An 18,090-nucleotide genomic window follows, 5' to 3' on the forward strand; every position below is an offset into this window, starting at 1 on the left:
CGAAGGATGACTGTGTACGGAAACTTCCCCGGCTCTCGCCCCCGACGGCTGCGGACGACCCCCGTGATGCGGCGGATGGTCGCCGAGACACGGCTCGACCCGGCGAACCTGATCCTGCCCGCGTTCGTCCGTGAGGGCATCGACGCGCCGGTCGCCATCTCGGCCATGCCCGGTGTGCAGCAGCACACCCTGGACACCCTGCGGAAGGCCGCGGTCGACGCGGTCTCGGCGGGCGTCTCGGGGATCATGCTGTTCGGTGTGCCGCTGGACGAGAAGAAGGACGCCCGCGGCACTGCGGGCACCGACCCGGACGGCATCCTCCAGCTCGGTCTGCGCGCGGTGCGCGAGGAGGTCGGTGACGATCTCGTCGTCATGTCCGACCTCTGCCTGGACGAGACCACGGACCACGGCCACTGCGGGGTGCTGACCGAGGACGGCCGGGTCGACAACGACGCGACCCTGGAGCGGTACGCGGAGATGGCCCAGGTCCAGGCCGACGCGGGCGCCCATGTGGTGGGCCCCAGCGGCATGATGGACGGCCAGGTCGGCGTGATCCGCGACGCGCTGGACCAGACCGGCCACGAGGACGTGGCGATCCTCGCGTACACGGCGAAGTACTCCTCCGCCTTCTACGGCCCCTTCCGCGAGGCCGTCGGCTCCTCGCTGCGGGGCGACCGCAAGACCTACCAGCAGGACCCGGCCAACGCCCGCGAGTCGATGCGCGAGCTGGCGCTCGACCTGGCCGAGGGCGCGGACATGGTCATGGTCAAGCCGGCCGGACCGTACCTGGACATCCTGGCCAAGGTCGCCGAGTCGGTGGACGTGCCGGTCGCCGCGTACCAGATCAGCGGCGAGTACTCGATGATCGAGGCCGCCGCCGAGCGCGGCTGGATCGACCGGGACGCGGCGATCATGGAGAGCCTGACCGGCATCCGGCGGGCGGGCGCGCAGATGATCCTGACGTACTGGGCGACGGAGGTCGCGCAGCGGCTGGGGCGTTGATTCTAGAAGCTACGGAAGCGGGTCACGACAGGTCGTGGCCCGCTTTTCACTGGGGTTAGCAGTCGCGTGCTACTGGTGAGAACCCCGCTTCTCACCAGTAGCACGCTCCGCGCGCTTCACATTTGGTGGCGGAGGCGCTAGGTTTAACTCATCGCAGTGAGGGGGCGTCAGCTCGACTCTCACAGCGGGAAACAGCGACGCCCTGCACTGCCTAATTGAGGTGGGCAGTACAGGGCGTAACACCAGGCTCTGCCCTGGGCTGTGTGCTATGCGGCGAAGCAAGCGGTGACAGGACTCCAAGGCGTACTCCGGAACCGTAACACGGGCACCGGACGGAAGGAAGTGCAGGCGATGACGGAGAGCAGCGAGGAGCAGTTAGTGGAAGCCATCTCTCCGGAGCGGTTTCGGCCGTTCCTGGAGGAGTGCCACGGCGACGTGGTGGTGGCACTGCGGCTGTACGCCTGGGACGCGGAGGCGGCCCGGGCGCTGCACAGCCCTCTGCGTGACCTGGAGGTGAGCCTGCGCAACAGGATTCACCGGCAGCTCACCGGCAAGTTCGGCCGGAGCGACTGGTGGAACCTACGGCGTGCGGAGCCGAACCGATGGGCCATGGAGGACATCCGTGCGGTCGAGGACAAGCTGAGGCGGCGCGGAAATGGCACTGCTCCGTGTGATGTCGTTGCCACTCTGTCATTCGGTTTCTGGGTCGGCCTGGTCAGCACGGGCGGCCACGGCAACTACGACATGAGGTACTGGTACCCGGCGCTGCGGCACTGCTTCAAGGGCGTGCGCCGCACGGATCTCCATAAGCAGCTGGAGGTCATGCGAACCCTGCGCAACCGCGTCGCTCATCACGAGCGTATCTACCACCGCCGGTTGGACGAGGACTTCAGGACCGCCGTCGAGCTGACGGCCCTGGTCGCTCCGGCGCTGGCGGCGCGCCACGAGAAGTACAGCCAGGTTCCCGCCGTCCTGGCCCGCAAGGCCCGGGTCCTCTCGGGTGAGGAGGAGATTGTGCTGTGACGGAGCGGCGGCGGTACGAGCCGGTGACCCTCGGCGAGATCAAGGAACTCGCCGAGGTCGGCCGGCCCACGGTCAGTAACTGGCGACGCAGGCACGCCTCCTTTCCCGAGGCGGTCGGCGGCTCCGAGAGCAAGCCGCTGTTCGACGCTGAGGAGATCGCGGGCTGGCTGGACGAGCGGCCCGTGCCCGACGGCGAACGGCATCCGGACGGCACCCTGCCGACGTACGGCGAACGCTTCCGTGAAGGTCTCCGGTTGCGGCGGTTGGTCGCGCTCGGGCACGGGACGGTGCTCCCGGATGAACTGATCGTCCGCGCGCTCGCTGTCGCGGCTATGGAAGGGGAGGGAGGAGGCACCCTCGAAGCCCACCTCCCGGCCGGGCTGCCGGCTGATTTCGACGCTGCCGACGCGGAGCTGCTGCGTACTGTGCGCGAACTGATCGAGGAGTCGGGAAGTGCGGGGGCCGCGGCCGAGGCTGTGCTTCGTCTGGCCGGGCGGCTGGAGTCCGACCTCATGATGGACGCGACGCCCAAGCCCGTGGTCGAGCTGATCGATGCCCTGGCCCAGCCTGTCCTGTCGAAGGCCGGCTCCGTGACGATGCTCAATCTGTGCGCCGGTACGGGGGACGTCCTGCTGGGGCTCGCCGCCGATGACGGCGAGAACGTTGTCGCGGTCGTGGAGCCGGACGCGCTGCGGCGGACGGTGCTGAGGTACCGGCTGCTCGCGCACTGGGCGGCTGGGGAGACCCTGGTCTGCTCGGATCCGGCTGAGTTGAGTGCCCAGGGATTCCCGCAGGCCGACTTGGTGGTGGCCGATCCGCCCTATGCCTCCGGTGAACGCGAACGGGACGAGGACGGCCCGCTGCGGTGGGCGGTGGAGGCGGTCGGGCGTCTGACCGAAGACGGCAAGGGGCTGCTCGTCGTTCCCTCCTGGACGCTGTCCCGGCCCCGCGGCGGGACCGGAACGGCCAACACCCTGATGCGGGAGAACCTGCTCAAGTCCGGTGTGGTGGAGGCGATCGTCCAGTTGCCCCGTCGTATCCATACCTTCCGGACGGGCGCCGAACACGCCTTGCTGGTGTTGCGGGGCTCTGCGGTCCCGCGTCCGGAGGCTGATGTGCTGCTGGTCGACGCGGACCGCCTGGCGCGCCGGGTGGGCGACGAGTGGCAGCGGAACGTGGTGGCATTGCTGGGCAGCACTGGGACGCCTGTGCCGCAGGAGGCGCAGCGGGTGTCCGTGGCTACTGCGGGGCCAGGCAGTTCGTACCTGTTGGACGGCCGGTCCCTGTTGCCCGCCCACCGGCTCGCGTCACCGGAGAAGGGGCTCGACCATTTCGCGGCCACTGTGGAAGCGCGACAGAACGCGTACGTGGCGCTGCCCCATCTGAAGCAGTGGATCGGCGATCTCGGCGTGGGGAAGAGGGAGCACCGTGCCGAGCATTTCAAGGTCGGTGGGCAGCTGAGGGCCGGGCAGCTCAAGCTCCTGCCCGGCCACCGCATCAAGGAGAGCGATATCGGTGATGCGGGCGTTCCGGTGATCGGCAGGGAGGAGATGCTGGGCGCCCTGCCGATCGGGGAGCGACGCATCATGCTGGAGGATCTCGCCGCCTACCCGCAGAGCCAGATGACCGAGCAGGGCGACGTCTACCTGCTCACCGAGCACGGTGTCCGCACGCGGGTGGACGACGCGGGCGGCTGCGTCCTGCTGGCGCCGGTGCAGGGGCTGCGGATCGCCGCGTACCGGAAGTACCTGATGGATCTGGCCGCGGGTGAAATGGTCCGTCCGGAAGGTCTGTGGATGCGTCCGCATGCGTTGGCCCGCTTGCTGGCCGCACCTCGCAACCAACAGCGTGGCAGCGGGTCGCTCGTACGACGGGTGAGCGTGAAGGACATGGATCTGCCACAACTGCCGCCGGAGGAGATCGCCGACCTCGAAGCCGTGCTGGCCGAGACGGAACGGCACCGCGCGGAGGTACGGGGACAACTGTCGGCCCTGGACACCCTGTCCGAACGGCTGTCGGCGGGTGTCGCGGACGGCGACCTGCGGCTGCGCAAGAGAACCGGTCCGGGCTCTCGGGCCTGATGCATCCTTTGACGAACCAAGAGAGAAGAGAGTGCCGCGTGCCACCCCGTAAGAAGACGACCGAACCCGCCGACATGAAGCAGATCCTGTGGCAGGCCGCGGACAAGTTGCGCGGCAGCCTGGACGCCGCCGCCTACAAGCACTTCGTGCTGGGCCTCGTCTTCCTCAAGTACGTCTCCGCCGCCATGAGCGAGAAGCGCGAGCAGATGGAGGCCGAGCTGCGGGAGGAGGGCGGCTGGAGCGAGGCCGACATCCTCGCGACGCTGGAGGAGCGGCGCGAGTACACGGGCGCCGGCATCTTCTACGTACCCCCGTCGGCGCGCTGGGAGGCCGTGCTTGAGCGGGCCGGCACGACGGTGGAGGGCCAGACGGTCGGTGAGGCGATCGACGCGGCGATGGTGGCGATCGAGGCGCAGAACCCGGCGCTGAAGAAGACGCTGCCGAAGATCTACGCCAGCGGCCAGGTGGGGGACGAGCGACTCGTCGGGCTGATCAGGCTGCTGGACCGGCTGGCCTTCCAGGAGCAGTTGGGCGACGACGGCCGGCGTAAGGGTGCGCGGGACATCATGGGGGAGGTGTACGAGTACTTCCTGGCCGAGTTCGCGCTGAAGGAGGGCCGCAAGGGCGGGGAGTACTTCACCCCGGAGAGCGTGGTCCAGCTGCTGGTGGAGGTGCTGGAGCCGCAGCAGGGCGAGCGGGTTTACGACCCGGCCTGCGGCTCGGGCGGCATGTTCGTGCAGGCGGAGAAGTTCATCGAGACGCACGGTGGCAATCCGCTGAATGTGTCCGTGTTCGGCCAGGAACTGAACCAGACCACCTGGCAGTTGGCCCACATGAACCTGGCCATCCACGGGGTGGAGGCCAACTTGGGTGACGAGCCGGCCGACACCTTCCGAAACGACCAGCACCCGACGCTCAAGGCGGACGTGGTGATGGCCAACCCGCCGTTCAACATCTCCGACTGGGGCGGCGAGATGCTCGGCATGGACAAGCGGTGGGTGTACGGGGCTCCGCCCGTCGGCAACGCGAACTACGCCTGGCTCCAGCACATGATCAGCAAGCTCGCGCCGAGTGGCCGCGCGGGGGTTGTCCTGGCGAACGGCTCCATGAGCAGCAAGCAGTCCGGTGAGGGCGACATCCGCCGGGGCATGGTCGAGGACGACCTGGTGATGTGCATGATCGCGCTGCCGGGCCAGCTGTTCCGGTCGACGCAGATCCCGGCGTGCCTGTGGTTCCTCGCGGAGGGCAAGGGACGGCACTCGGGGTGGGTGCGGGGGCGCAAGGGCGAGGTGTTGTTCATCGACGCGCGCGAGTTCGGCGTGATGAAGAACCGGACGCTGCGGGAGCTGACGCCGGAGGAGATCGTCGGCCGCATCGGGGATGTGGTGCGGGCTTGGCGGGGCAAGGAGGGGGCGGGTGCGTACGAGGACGTGCCCGGGTTCTGCGCGAGTGTGGGGCTGGGCGCGATCGCGGAGCACGACTTCGTGCTGACGCCGGGGCGGTACGTGGGTACGGCCGAGGTAGAGGTTGATCCGGACGCGGAGCCGGTGGAGGCGAAGATCGCGCGGCTCACGGCGTTGCTGCGGGAGCAGTTCGCGGAGTCGGAGCGGTTGGCGAAAGTTGTGGACGAGCAGTTGGGGAGGGTGTGATGGGGGAGTGGAAAGAGCACGCCTTGGGTGAAGTTCTGACCGTGGAGCACGGCTATGCCTTCCCGGGCCCCGAGATGAGTGAAGATCTCACTGGTCGACCTATTGTCGTCAGCATCGGAAACTTTTCGTACTCGGGTGGATTTCGCTTCGATCGCACCAGGGTGCGCGAACTCAAGGGGGACGCGCCTCCGCGTTTTGTGCTGAAATCGGGCGATTTGGTGGTCGTGATGACGTGCCAAACGCCGGGGGGTGAAATCCTTGGACTTCCGGCAGTCGTACCGAATGACGGAAGATTCTATCTTCATAATCAGCGGATCGGGAAGGTGGTTTGTCGGGAAGACGCCCTCGATCCGCATTTTGCCTACTACCTCTTCCTGTCTGACTCGGTAAACCGTGCGCTTGCGGCGTCAGCGTCGGGGACGAAGATCTTGCATACGTCCCCAGAGAGAATTGGAGCAGTGAGATGTTTCATCCCTCTCCTGGCGGAGCAGCGGGCCATCGCCGAGGTGCTCGGCGCGCTGGACGACAAGATCGCGCTCAACGAGCGGATGCGTTCAACTGCCCTGCGCCTCGCCAGTACGTGTTACGAAGCGGCCGGAACCAGCAGTGAAGCCGAGGTTATTGGCCGTATTGCAGACCTCTTCGACGGTCCACACGCCACCCCCCATAAAACTCCGGCCGGTCCCTGGTTCCTCAGCATCAGCAGCCTCAAGAACGGCTATCTGGATCTGGCCGACTCGGCTCACCTCTCCGAGGACGACTTTCCGCGCTGGACCCGGCGCGTGCAACCGCACGGCGGGGACGTGCTCTTCTCCTACGAGACGCGCCTCGGTGACGCCGCGCTTATGCCCCCAGGGGTGCGTGGCAGCCTCGGGCGTCGCATGGCTTTGTTGCGCAGTAAGGCGCCGTCCGTGAGCGGGGCATTGCTGCTGCACGCCTATATGTCTCCATCGTTCCAGGAGGAGATCAAACGGCGCACCATTTACGGTGCGACCGTCGATCGGCTGCCGCTCAAGGAGATGCCCGCCTGGCAAATCCACTTGCCGGCCATGGGAGTGCGTGAGCAGCTCTCCCAGAAGCTCGATGCACTGCACGCCACGGTGGTGCAGACGGCAAACGAAAGCCGCACCCTCGCCACCCTCCGCGACACCCTCCTCCCCCAACTCATCACCGGCAAGCTCCGCGTCAAGGACGCGGTCCGCATCGTGGAGGACGAGGTATGACCGACGCCGGGCCGCAGGCGCACCCCATAGGTGAGCCCCCTGTCGACCGCCTCACCGAGCAGGAGCTGGAGCTGCACGCCCTCGGTGTGCTCGGGGAGATGGGGTGGCAGCACGTGCCCGGGGCCGAGTTGGGGCCCTCGTACGGGGTGCGGAAGGGGTGGGGGGACCTCGTCCTGTACCCCAACCTCCGCAAGGCGATCCGGCGTCGTTACCCCCAGCTCCCCGAGAGCGTCGCCGATGACGTCGTACCCCTGCTCCTCGCCCAGCTCACCCAGAACGACCTGCGCGAGAACCACCGGTTCCACGAGCGGCTGACCGGCGGCGTCTCCGTCCCCTACGACGACGCCTCCACCGGCGACACACGCCACGCCGTCATCCGGCCCGTCGACTTCGGCGACCCGCACGCCAACGACCTGATCGCGGCCAGCCAGGTACGGATCAAGAGCGTCAAGGACCGCACGTTCATATTCGACATCGTCCTGTACGTGAACGGGCTGCCACTCGCCGTCATCGAGCTGAAGAAGGCCGACAGCAACGACAGCGCCCACACTGCCTACGAGCAGCTCCAGGGCTACCGGCGCGAGCTGAAGCAGACCGGTACGTTCGCCACGTTCCTCGTCATGCTCGCCTCCGACGGGATCACCGCCCGGATGGGCACGCCCTTCACGCCCTGGCAGCACATGGCCCCCTGGCATGTGGACGACCAGGACCGCATGTTGCGCAAGCATCAGCGTGAAGATGGGCGGGCGCTGGAGCGCATGCTGTACGGGGCCTTCGAGCCGGCCCGTCTGCTGGACCTGATCGGTAACTTCCTCTCGTACTCCGCCGAGAAGTCGGGCGACGTCAACACCGTCAAGCTCGCCAAGGCGCACCAGTACATTGCCGTGAACGCAGCCGTCCGCGCCACCGAGGCGGCCCTGGCGACGGATGGCAGGGCTGGTGTCGTCTGGCACACACAGGGTGCGGGGAAGAGCGAGGAGATGCTCTTCTACGTCGGGAAGGCCGCCTCGACACCCGAGCTGTCCAGCCCGACCTTCGTCATGCTGACGGACCGGATCGACCTCGACGACCAGCTGTACCGGACGTTCGCCGCCAGCGACACCCTGCGCAGGAGGACGAAGGAGGAGCCGCAGACCGCCGACGACGCGGGGAAGCTCCGTGAGCTGCTGAACAGTCCGAAGAGCAACGGCGGGGTCATCTTCGCGACCCTCCAGAAGTTCCGGCTGACCGAGGCCGAGCGTCAGGCAGGCGTCCGGCACCCGCAGATCTCGCCGCGCCGTGATGTGATCGTCGTCGTCGACGAGGCGCACCGCAGCCACTACGACTTCATCGACGGCTACGCCCGCAACCTGCGCGACGCCCTCCCGAACGCCACCTTCATCGCGTTCACCGGCACCCCCATCAACAACCACACGGGCAGCACGCAGGGCGTATTCGGCGGGAACATCCACACCTACGACCTCACCCAGGCCGTGGACGACGGGGCTACCGTGCCCGTCTTCTACGAGCCGCATCTCGTCAAGGTCGACCTGATCAAGGACGCGGACCTCGACGATCTGGACGCCCGTGCGGAAGGCCTGATCGAGGGGCTGGGCGAGGACGAGAAGCGCGCCGCGCGGCAGCTGTTCGGGCGGTACGAGGCTCTGATCGGGTCTACCGCCCGTATCCGCGAGCTGGCCGGGCATCTGCTGGAGCACTGGGACGCCCGCAGCGAGCAGATGGCGAAGCTGACGGGCCACAAGGGCAAGGGCATGGTCGTCTGCGCCTCCCGAGCCATCGCCGCGCGGTTGTTCGAGGAAGTCATCCGCCGGAGGCCGGACTGGGCGGGGGAGCGCGACCCGAAGTCGGAGTTGCTGACCGACACGACCGGGCGCATCCGCGTCGTCTTCACGGGGAACGCCGCTTCGGACGGCGAAGAGGTGGCCGACTACATCCGTACGCCCACCCAGCTGAAGAAGATCCAGGCGCGGGTGACCGACCCCGATGACGAACTGGAGCTGGTGATCGTCCAGTCCCTGTGGCTGACCGGCTTCGACGCACCGCCCCTGCACACCCTCTACCTGGACAAACGCATGCGCGGGGCCGCCCTCATGCAGGCCATCGCCCGTGTCAACCGCACCTGGCCCGGCAAGCCCTCCGGGCTGGTCGTCGACTTCCAGGGCGTCATACGGGAGATCAAGGAAGCCCTCGCCGAGTACTCCGAGCAGGACCAGGCGGACCCCATGCTGGGCGCCGACCTCGCGGGTGCGGTCCAGATCGTCCGGGAGAGCCACCAGCAGATCGCGGACATCCTGCATGGGTGCCAGTGGAGGAACACACTCGCGGCAGGCGGCCCCCGCTCCTACCGCGAGGCACTTGTCGAGGTGCTGGAGTTCCTGATCGCGCCGGAGCCGGGCCTGGAGCCCGAACAGGCCACGCGCAAGCAGCGGTTCATGTACCACTCAGGACTGCTACGGCAGGCCTTCTCGCTCTGTCCGACCGATCAGCGGGTACAGGACCTGCTGCCCGACATCCGGTTCTTCGAGTCCGTGAGGAAGTCGCGGGAGAAGTACACGGAGGAGGAGCGGAAGGAGCAGGACCCCACCACAACGGCTGACAGAGAGCTGCTCATCGACCAGCTCCACGCCTCGGTCATCGCAGCCGACGGCGTCGTGGACATCTATGACGCCGCCGGCCTGACCAAACCGGACCTGTCGCACCTGGATGAGTCCCTCCTGCGGAAGCTTCAGGCGTCCAAGCATCCGAACCTGGCGATCGAGGCGCTGCGGCGGGCCCTGCTCAAGGAGATCCGGGATGCGCACCCACGCAACCTGACACGGCAGGAGGGCTTCACGAGCCGGGTACGCGCCGCGATGAACCGGTACACGAACGGTCTCCTGACCGCGGCCGAGTTCATGAAGTTCCTTATCAAGCTGGCGCAGGAGGTGTCCGCCGACCGCGGCCGGGCCAGTGATCTCGGGCTGAGCGAGGAGGAGCTGGCCTTCTACGACGCGCTGGCCGCCGACCCGTCGGCCGCTGAGCAGATGGAGGACACGGTCCTCGCGCGGATCGCCCACGAGCTCTACGAGCAGATCCGTAAGGACGTCACCGTGGACTGGAAGCTGAAGGAGCAGGCCAGGGACCGGATCATGGCCCGGGTCCTCAGGCTCCTGCGGAAGTACGGCTATCCGCCGGACAAGCAGCCGGCGGCGATCGAGCGGGTGCTGAAGCAGGCGGAGGACCTGGCCGAGGCGCTGGCCTGAGCCGGGCGCCGCGGGCCGGCCCCGCAATGCTTGGGGTAGATGGTCTCGCCCGTGCCTGGAGCCCTGGTCTGGATTCGGTGCTCCTTGTCCCGTCGGCGCCGTATGAGCCTTTCTGCGGGCGGCCGGTGCCTTCCCGGGCGGGCTGTTTCACGGCCACCGCAGGGGCATCGACGCCCCCGTCACGCGGTGGGGCCTACTTCCCGGTGGTGTAGGAGGTCCAGATCCGGAGCGGGAAGACGTTGCCGCGCTCCGAATCGTCTCCGCCCACGCCCTGCATTCCCAGCAGCCGGGGGGTGCCCGGCTTGTTCCGGAACATCGTCACGGCCGTGGTCAGCCCCTTGGCGTGGCCGATGAACCAGGCCGACCTCATCCGGTCGTCCCCGTCGGTCGTGCCCGCCGAGAGATCGTTCATCGGTCCTTCGCCGACGAGCTTGTTGAGCTTCCTGTCCCGCGACAGCGAGGTCCAGGCCGTGATCCCCAGGGTCTCCTTCACATCGTTCGCCACGGCGGCGTCCATCGCGCGCCGCCGCTCCGGTTTCCCGAATCCCTCGACCGCCTCGCCGTCCCGCGTCATCCCGGTCACCGAGTAGGGGTCGGCCCTCATGCCGGCGTTGTTGAAGGCGGTGTACGCGTCCGCCATCCTGACCGCGCTCGGTGTGGAGGTGCCCAGGGGGAAGGACTTGTCCAGGCGGGCCAGGCTCTCCTCGTGCAGCCCGGACGCGACCGCCAACTGCTTCACCTTCTTCAGCCCGATGTGCTTGCCGAGCCGTACGAAGGTGAGGTTGGTGGACCTGACCAGGGCGTCGCGCAGGGTCGCCTCCGGCATGATCCGCGCCGGGACGGGGCCGTTGCCCGGTGAGCGGGTGGGCAGGGCCGCGAGAGGGCTGTTCGTGATCAGCCGACCGGCGCTGTCGTAGCCGCTGTCCAGGGTGATCCCGTGGCCGTTCTGCAGCGCGGCGGCCAGTACGAAGGGCTTGAAGGCCGAGCCGACGGGGACGCCCGAGGTGTCGGCGTTGTTGGCGAAGCGGGTGGTCGCGTCGGCTCCGCCGTACACCGCGACGACCGCCCCGTCCTCGGGCCGGACGGATGCGGCGCCGACCTCGACGTACTTGTCCTGGGGGCGCTTGGCGGGGTCGAGGTCGTGCTTGCGCACGCTCCGGACGGCCCGCTCCAGCTCCCGCACCTTGTCCTTCTCGAAGGTGGTGTGCACCCGGTAGCCGCCCCGGGCGAGGTCCTTGGCGGTGAGGCCCGAGCGCTGCCTGATGTACTTGTTGGCGATGTCGACGAGGTAGCCGGTCTGGCCGCCGAGGCTGGTGGGCTTGACGGTGTCCCGCGGTTCGGGGAACTTCGTGTACTCGGCCCGCTCGGCCTTCGTCATCATGCCGTTCTCGACCTGTCGGTCCAGAACCCACTTCCAGCGTGCGACGGCCCGTTCGTGGTTGTCCTTGCCGCCTGCGGGGTCGTACTGCTCGGCCCCCTTGAGCAGCGAAGCGAGCATCGCCGTCTGTCCGGGGTCGAGGTCCTTCGCGGGGACGCCGTAGTACGTGACCGCCGCCGCCTGGATGCCGTAGGCGCCCCGGCCGAACCAGCTGGTGTTCAGATACCCCTGGAGGATCGCGTTCTTGCTCTGCTTGTTGCTGAGCTTGAGCGAGATGAAGAACTCCTTGAACTTCCGCTTCGCCGACTGCTCCTGGCTGAGGTAGGTGTTCTTCACGTACTGCTGGGTGATGGTGGAGCCGCCCTGGGTCTCACCGCCCTCGACCATGCTGACGGCCGCGCGGGCGATTCCCTTCACCGAGACTCCCGAGTCTGAGTAGAAGGTCTCGTTCTCGGCGGCGATGACCGCGTGTTCCATCGAGTCGGGTATGTCCTCCAGCGTGACGTTCTGCCGGTTGACCGCGCCGACGCTCACCAACTGGCTGCCGTCCGCCCAGTAGTAGACGGTGCCCTGTCTGCGCGCCTCGGCGTTCTCGTCCGGGATGTCGACGGACGCGTACATCGCGGCGAACAGCCCGGCCAGCGCTCCGGCTCCGAGCAGGGCCACGCTCAGGACCTGCCGCCACGAAGGGGTCCAGCGACGCCAGTTGGTCCTGTCCCGGCGGGGGTAGTCGATCCGGCGCCCGCGAAGGCGTATCGGGCCGATGGGGCGGATGGGGCGTCGGGCCATGCTCCAGCTCCTCGTTCACCGTCCACGGCGGGGGCGCGGACTTGTGAGAGGAGATGTTCCGGATCACGATCAGGTTGTCTCGGAGCCCCGCGCGGCGCCTTCCGGCCGGTTCAGAGCGCCGGTTCGCCGCCCCAGGCCGTGAGGATACGGGCCGCCTCCCGGCCCAGAGTCCGGTCGTCGGCCAGCTGGTGCAGCACCTCGGCGCGGCCCTCGCTCGGGCCCGCGTGGCTGAGCGCGGCCAGGGCGTTGTCCCGGACGAGCGGGTCCTCGTCCGAGAGGACGGCGGCCGCCATCGCGTCGTGGACCTCCGGGTCGTCCGCGTAGGGGCCGAGCGCCATGGCCGCGTACTGCCTCACCAGGTCCTCGTCGGGCCCGCGCATCACGGCCAGCAGCGCACGGGTGGCCCGCCGCCGGTGCGTGGCGTCCGTGGGCGGCCACAGCCGCAGGACCGTCGTGGCCTCGATCCTGGCGAGCTCGTACTCCTCGGTGTCCTCGGTCACGGCGGCGAGGAACGCCAGGGCCGCCGGGTGGTCGGGCCGGTCCGCGAGTATGTCCCTCAGTTCGGTGACGAGTGCACGCTTCTCGTCGCTCTCGGCGGGCAGCGCGCGGAACTGGTCGATGAGGCTCTCTGTCCGGTCCATGCTGTGTGGGCTTCCCCGTGGGCGGCCGCGCATTCCCGGACCGGCTGCTTCAGGGCGTATCGAGGATGCCGACGAACAGCAGGAGGTCGAGGCCGACCGTGACGGGTGCCAGCAGCGCGAGGAGGACGCGGGGCGCGACCCGGTCCGGCCGGCGTGGCAGGCACCAGCTCACGACGAGCAGGATGAGTGCCAGCACCAAGCCGCACACCAGGACCGGAAACGCGATATCGAAGCTTGCTTCGAACCGGTCGGCCTCGGCTTCCAAGCAGGAGTCGCACGCCATGGGCGAGAACATGCCCCAGATCATCGTGTAGAACGCGAACGGCAGGGTGACGACGGTGGACATCAGCGGCGCCACCCAGCCGCCCGGGTCGTTGGACGTAATGAACTCATCGTCTGCGTCTGCGTCTGCGTCTGCGTCTGCGCCTGAAGCTGTATCGGCCATGTGTGCTATCCAATCCCGTTTCGGACCGGGGCACATGGGTGTCCGTACTCAGATGCTCGGACCCACCGGAGCGCAGGAGCCCGGCCCTCCGGCGGTCCGGCCGTCCACTGGGACGGCGGAGGGCCGGAGGGCCGGGCGGACGGGCTCAGTAGGTGAGGGCGTCGGCCATCTCGGCCTGCCAGTAGGTGACGAAGCCGTTGTCGTCCCAGAAGGTGTGGGCCGGGAGCTTCAGCTGGGCCGGGGTGCCCGTGGAGCCCTGGGGGTTCCTGCCGGAGAAGTTGACCTGGAGGTGCTTGGACTCGCGCGGGGCCGGGCCGTCGCCGGGCTCGCCGACCAGACCGATGGCGGCGTACGCGGACTGGCCCGGGTCGAGCGTCACCACGGCCTGCGGCCGGCTGTCCTCAAGGATGCGGAAGACGGCCTGCGCGTCGTCGAAGCGGAGCTTGGGCGCGTAGTACGCGTAGCAGGTGTGCTTGCCCGTGTTGGTCAGCGTCAGCAGCAGGTGGTTGATGGGGCGGGTCACCTTGCTGACGCTGGTCTTGGTGTTCGAGCCCTCGCAGGTGACGGTCTTGCCGGACTTGGTGTTGGCGGTGTTGGCGGTATTGCCCGTGGAGCCGCTGGAACCCGTTCCGCCGGTTGTGCCCTTGCCGCTCCTCGCCGCGGTCGGTGTGGTGCTGTTCGACGTGTCGCCCGCCTGGGCGCCGGTGTCGGTTTCTGCGTCGGTGCCGTCCTTGTCCGGTGCGGCGGACGTGGACGTGGTCTGCTCGACGGCGGTGTTCGCCGCCGGAGCGGACGCTCCCGCCTTGCCGTTGTCACTCTTGCCGTTGCTGTCGGCGCCGCCGCACGCGGTGAGCGAGAGGGCGGCCAGGAGGGCGGTGGCGGCGAGGGCGGTGGTGCGGATGCGGTTGCTGCGCATGGTGGTACTCCCCGTGAAGTGGTCGCGGATCAGCGGAAGCGGATCAGCGGAAGTGGGTCAGTGCCGGCCGATGAGGATCATGACGACTGTGCCCGTCACGATCACCACACCGATGGCCAGGACATCGATCAGCTCGATGCGGAAGAGGGTTCGCAACTCTCGTCCCCCGTGGTCTCTGCGGTGTGTTCACAGATTGCGGGGCGACGGATTCCGGCCGCAACACCTGCAGATCCATTGGGGATGCTGGAATGCCTGCGCGTAGTGTGACCTGGGCAGATTCCACGTCCCTGGAACGGTATTCCGGGACGAACCAGGAGGGGGAACGCTGCAGTGGCGACGCCGGAGGCCGAGGATTTCGCGGCCCTGCTCAAGGAACTGAAGGGCCGTTCGGGACGTAGTTACGGGGTGCTCGCCGGGAAACTGCACGTCAGCACGTCGACGCTCCATCGGTACTGCAACGGGGACGCCGTCCCCAACGAGTACGGGTCGGTGGAGCGGCTGGCCCGGCTGTGCGGGGCCACGTCCGACGAACTCGTGGAGCTGCACCGGCGGTGGATCGTCGCGGAGGCGGCCCGGCGACGCGGGAAGCCGGAGAGCGGGGCGGCTCCCCCGGCTCCCGTCGCTCCCGTCGCTCCTTCTGTTCCGGTAACCGCTTCGGAGCCCGAGGCCGCCCCTGAGCCCGAGCCCGAGGCGCCCCCTGAGCCCGCGCCCGTGCCCGACCCCGAGCCCGCGCCCGATCTGGACCGGGAGCACCCGGCCGTGCCCGTCGCCGCCCCGGGCAACCGCTGGCGGCGCGCGTCCGCCCGCACCCGGGTGCTGCTCGCGGCTGCTGCGGTCGTCGCGCTCACCGTGCCGACCGCCGTCGTCGCCAACCAGCTCGCCGGGTCGAGCGAGGACGCCGCCGTGGGCGCCGCCCCGGACGCGTCGGCGCACGGGGACGGGAAGAAGGCGGAGGCGGTGTCCGGTGCCTCGGAGAGCGCGTCCGCGTCACCCAGCCCGTCACGGAAACCGAGCGCGTCCGCGACCACCGGGTCCGCCACCCCGTCCGTGACGCCGTCGAAGGATGCCCCGCCCGCGGCGGGGAGCGAGCCGAAGCCCGGCACCGGCCGGCCGCCGACCGTCACCATCAGCTCGTACAACTGGGAAGAGCCCTGCGGGCAGTACTACCTGTTGGACGAGCCCGCGGCCAACGTGCCGCCGCCGCCCGTACCGCAGGACACCCGTGGCTGGGCGAGGGCGCTGGGCGGGGTGGACGGCGGTCAGATGAAGCTCGAACTCACCTTGCAGGGCACGTCGGAACAGGCGGTCGTCCTGAAGGACCTGAACGTGCGGGTGCTGAACCGCAGCGCGCCCCTGAAGCGGTCCGCGTTCTCGATGGGCGAGGGCTGCGGGAGCGGGATCGAGCCCCAGTCCTTCGACGTCGGCCTGGACGACAGCCGCCCCACCCTCACCCCCGTGGCGGGGCGGCAGGGTGACAAGAAGGTCCCGGCGAAGGACTTCCCCTTCCGCGTCTCCTCCAAGGACGTGGAGGTCTTCGACCTGGACGCGCACGTGGAGGGCCACGACGTGACGTGGTACCTGGAGCTGGAGTGGAGCAGCGGCGGCCAGACGGGCACCATGCGCATCGACGACGGCGGCCAGCCGTTCCGTACGAGCAGCATCGCGGGACGGCCGGAGTACCGCTACAACCGGGACAGCCTGAAGTGGGAGATGGCCGACTGACGCTCCGGAGGCCGGAAGCTCGGGTCTCGGGGCTCGGGGCTCGGGGCTCGCGGCTCGGGTCCCGAGCTTCGGGCTTCGGGAGGGGTGGTTCACTCGTTCGAGCGTACGCAGGGGTGGGTGCGGCCCGGGGCTCGGAGCTTGGGACCCGAGCTGCGAGACACGAGCTCCGAGATTCGAGCGCCTTCTTTTAACCGGTAGGGGAAGAAGGGTGGTTGGGAAAACCTCCCCACCTCCCCGACCCGTCCCCCGGCCCACCCCCTGGCCCGTCACGGACAGCAAATATGACTAATGGTGACGGCTTGCGACGGAGCGTGGCGACTGTCTACGGTGCGAGAAACTAAACGACCCCGACGCGGTGTTCCAACACCGGCCGGGGTCTGACCTCAAGATCGGGAAAGACGATCCGTGGCTGTTCAGAACTTTAGTCCCGCCCTGCCCGCGTCCGTTGTGTCGCCCCCGTACCCGATGTCCCATCCCGGTTACGGCAAGCGCACCGTGCCGGACGAACTCCCGCCCCGTGCTGATGATTTCGCGCTGTTGCCGTTGCGGGAGCGCTATGTCGCCGGGTTCATCGAGCGGCTGCCCGAGGGCGCCACGATGAGTGTGAAGTGCCTCGCCAAGCAGATCCCGCTCTACGGGCAGCAGGCCGTCGGCTCGGCGCTGACCGCGCTGTCCGTGGCCGGTCACCTGCGGCGCGTACGGTGCGCGGTCGGCGAGGGCGACCAGGTGCGGTGGGTGTTCAGGACCTACTGGTCACGGACCCCCCGGGGCGATGAGTGGTGGGCCGCGCACCTGACCTCCGGGAGCGTGATCCAGGAGGACTGCGCACCCGTACCCGTGGCGGTGGCGGTGGCGGTGGCGGAGGTTGAGCCCGTGGAAGCTGCGGTGGCGGTGCCCACGCAGCGACCCCCCGAGCCGGAACGGCCCGAAGCGGAACCCGCACCCGCACCCGTGCCCGTACCTACGTCCCCGTCGTCCCCCTCGCCCGCGTACCTCGCGCTCGCCGGGCTCGGGCGGGTCGACGCGCGCCTGGCGCTCTCCGCCGCCGACTGCACAGCCCTGGAAGCCCTGGCCCAGCGGTGGTTCGCACGCGGCGTGGACGCCGACTACCTCACCCGTGCCCTCACCGCCGGACTGCCCGCCCACGTCGACTCGCCCCTCGGCCTGATCCGCCACCGCCTCACCACCAAGATCCCGCCCGCACTCCCCACCACCCCCACACCACCGCCCGCAGGAACCCCCACCCGCCGCGTGATGATGGAGTGCACCCAATGCGGCACCCCCGGCCGCCCCGAAGCACTCCCCGACGGACTCTGCCACCCCTGCCGCGAACCCGCGACAGCCATGGGCACCCCCGCTACCCCGACGAGCCAGCCCGCCGAACGCGACGTCACCACCCTCGTCGCCGGACTCCGCGACCTCCTCAAAACCCCCTGAAGCGTGCGGAGCGGTAGCCGAAGCCGTGGTCAGGCGTTCCGGCCGTGGTGATCCACAAGGGTGGCGAGGAGCCGGGCCAACTGCTCCCGTTCCGGCGGGGTCAGTGGTGCGAGCACCTCGTCCTCCACCTCGGTGAGCAGTCTGTCCAGCTTCAGCAGTTGCCGGTGGCCGTGCTCGGTGGGGGTGACGATGTTCTGCCGGCGATCGGCGGGGTTGGGTGAGCGTTCCACCAGCCCGCGATCGGACAGCTCGTTGATCACCGCGACGATGTCGCTGCGGTAGATCCCGGTGCGGCGGCTCAGCTCCGCCTGACTGGCGGGACCGAACTCCTCCAGTGTGGCGAGCACCGCGTAATGCCACTTGCGGGCGTCCGCGCGTGCCAACTTCTCGTTCACCAGGCGATCCGACTGAATCGCGGCCAGTGAGAGGAGCCGGGTCCCCAGATTCCGCAGCCGCGCGGCACCGGCCTGCCGGTCGGCCGGGCTCGCCGGGTCGGGCGTGCTGTCGCTCATGCCAGGATCGTACGTTGCGTTAGTCCCACT

13 protein-coding genes are annotated in these 18,090 nt (G+C 68.8%); 8 read left to right on the forward strand and 5 right to left on the reverse strand.

Annotated elements, in window-relative coordinates; genetic code table 11:
* Positions 1-6 precede the first annotated feature (6 nt).
* From hemB to ACGFU6_RS23030, 6 genes are all read left to right on the forward strand, one after another.
* A complete protein-coding gene (gene hemB / locus ACGFU6_RS23005) occupies positions 7-1,002 on the forward strand; it encodes a porphobilinogen synthase (protein ID WP_393613407.1) in 996 nt (331 codons plus the stop codon).
* A 351-nt stretch (positions 1,003-1,353) separates the two neighbouring features.
* Positions 1,354-2,025 (forward strand): hypothetical protein, encoded by a 672-nt coding sequence (locus ACGFU6_RS23010; protein WP_393613409.1) that lies wholly within the window; start codon positions 1,354-1,356, stop codon positions 2,023-2,025.
* Positions 2,022-4,106: an N-6 DNA methylase gene (locus ACGFU6_RS23015; RefSeq protein ID WP_393613410.1), complete on the forward strand. Its 2,085-nt coding sequence runs from the start codon at positions 2,022-2,024 to the stop codon at positions 4,104-4,106. Before ACGFU6_RS23010 ends, ACGFU6_RS23015 begins: the two co-directional genes overlap by 4 nt.
* Positions 4,107-4,144: 38 nt before the next feature.
* A complete protein-coding gene (locus ACGFU6_RS23020; RefSeq protein WP_393613411.1) occupies positions 4,145-5,755 on the forward strand; it encodes a type I restriction-modification system subunit M in 1,611 nt (536 codons plus the stop codon).
* Positions 5,755-6,978, forward strand: coding sequence for a restriction endonuclease subunit S (locus tag ACGFU6_RS23025; RefSeq protein WP_393613412.1), 1,224 nt, complete (start codon positions 5,755-5,757; stop codon positions 6,976-6,978). Before ACGFU6_RS23020 ends, ACGFU6_RS23025 begins: the two co-directional genes overlap by 1 nt.
* Complete coding sequence (locus ACGFU6_RS23030) at positions 6,975-10,220, forward strand: type I restriction endonuclease subunit R (RefSeq protein ID WP_393613413.1); 3,246 nt, start codon at positions 6,975-6,977, stop codon at positions 10,218-10,220. The genes ACGFU6_RS23025 and ACGFU6_RS23030 overlap by 4 nt, the downstream gene beginning before the upstream one ends.
* Before the next feature lie 193 nt (positions 10,221-10,413).
* Here ACGFU6_RS23030 and ACGFU6_RS23035 read toward each other — a convergent pair whose 3' ends face one another.
* The 4 genes from ACGFU6_RS23035 to ACGFU6_RS23050 all read right to left on the reverse strand — a co-directional run bounded on the left by ACGFU6_RS23035 (position 10,414) and on the right by ACGFU6_RS23050 (position 14,389).
* Entirely contained in the window at positions 10,414-12,387 is a 1,974-nt protein-coding gene (locus ACGFU6_RS23035) for a transglycosylase domain-containing protein (RefSeq protein WP_393613415.1), read from the reverse strand.
* A gap of 110 nt (positions 12,388-12,497) precedes the next feature.
* Positions 12,498-13,028: a HEAT repeat domain-containing protein gene (locus ACGFU6_RS23040; RefSeq protein WP_393613417.1), complete on the reverse strand. Its 531-nt coding sequence runs from the start codon at positions 13,026-13,028 to the stop codon at positions 12,498-12,500.
* A 49-nt stretch (positions 13,029-13,077) separates the two neighbouring features.
* Positions 13,078-13,473 (reverse strand): hypothetical protein, encoded by a 396-nt coding sequence (locus tag ACGFU6_RS23045; protein ID WP_393613418.1) that lies wholly within the window; start codon positions 13,471-13,473, stop codon positions 13,078-13,080.
* 145 nt (positions 13,474-13,618) lie between these two features.
* Positions 13,619-14,389, reverse strand: a complete 771-nt coding sequence (locus ACGFU6_RS23050; protein ID WP_393613420.1) for a DUF4232 domain-containing protein — start codon at positions 14,387-14,389, stop codon at positions 13,619-13,621.
* Between the two features lie 330 nt (positions 14,390-14,719).
* Here ACGFU6_RS23050 and ACGFU6_RS23055 point away from each other — a divergent pair, with 330 nt between their 5' ends.
* Both ACGFU6_RS23055 and ACGFU6_RS23060 read left to right on the forward strand, forming a co-directional pair.
* Positions 14,720-16,111: a helix-turn-helix domain-containing protein gene (locus tag ACGFU6_RS23055; RefSeq protein ID WP_393613421.1), complete on the forward strand. Its 1,392-nt coding sequence runs from the start codon at positions 14,720-14,722 to the stop codon at positions 16,109-16,111.
* Between the two features lie 405 nt (positions 16,112-16,516).
* Positions 16,517-17,548, forward strand: coding sequence for a MarR family transcriptional regulator (locus ACGFU6_RS23060; protein ID WP_393613423.1), 1,032 nt, complete (start codon positions 16,517-16,519; stop codon positions 17,546-17,548).
* A gap of 29 nt (positions 17,549-17,577) precedes the next feature.
* On the opposite strand, the gene ACGFU6_RS23065 is transcribed toward ACGFU6_RS23060, so the two are convergent.
* Complete coding sequence (locus ACGFU6_RS23065; protein ID WP_393613424.1) at positions 17,578-18,060, reverse strand: MarR family winged helix-turn-helix transcriptional regulator; 483 nt, start codon at positions 18,058-18,060, stop codon at positions 17,578-17,580.
* Between the last annotated feature and the right edge of the window lie 30 nt (positions 18,061-18,090).

The sequence above is a fragment of the Streptomyces sp. NPDC048462 genome, from assembly GCF_043200175.1.
Lineage (GTDB): Bacteria > Actinomycetota > Actinomycetes > Streptomycetales > Streptomycetaceae > Streptomyces.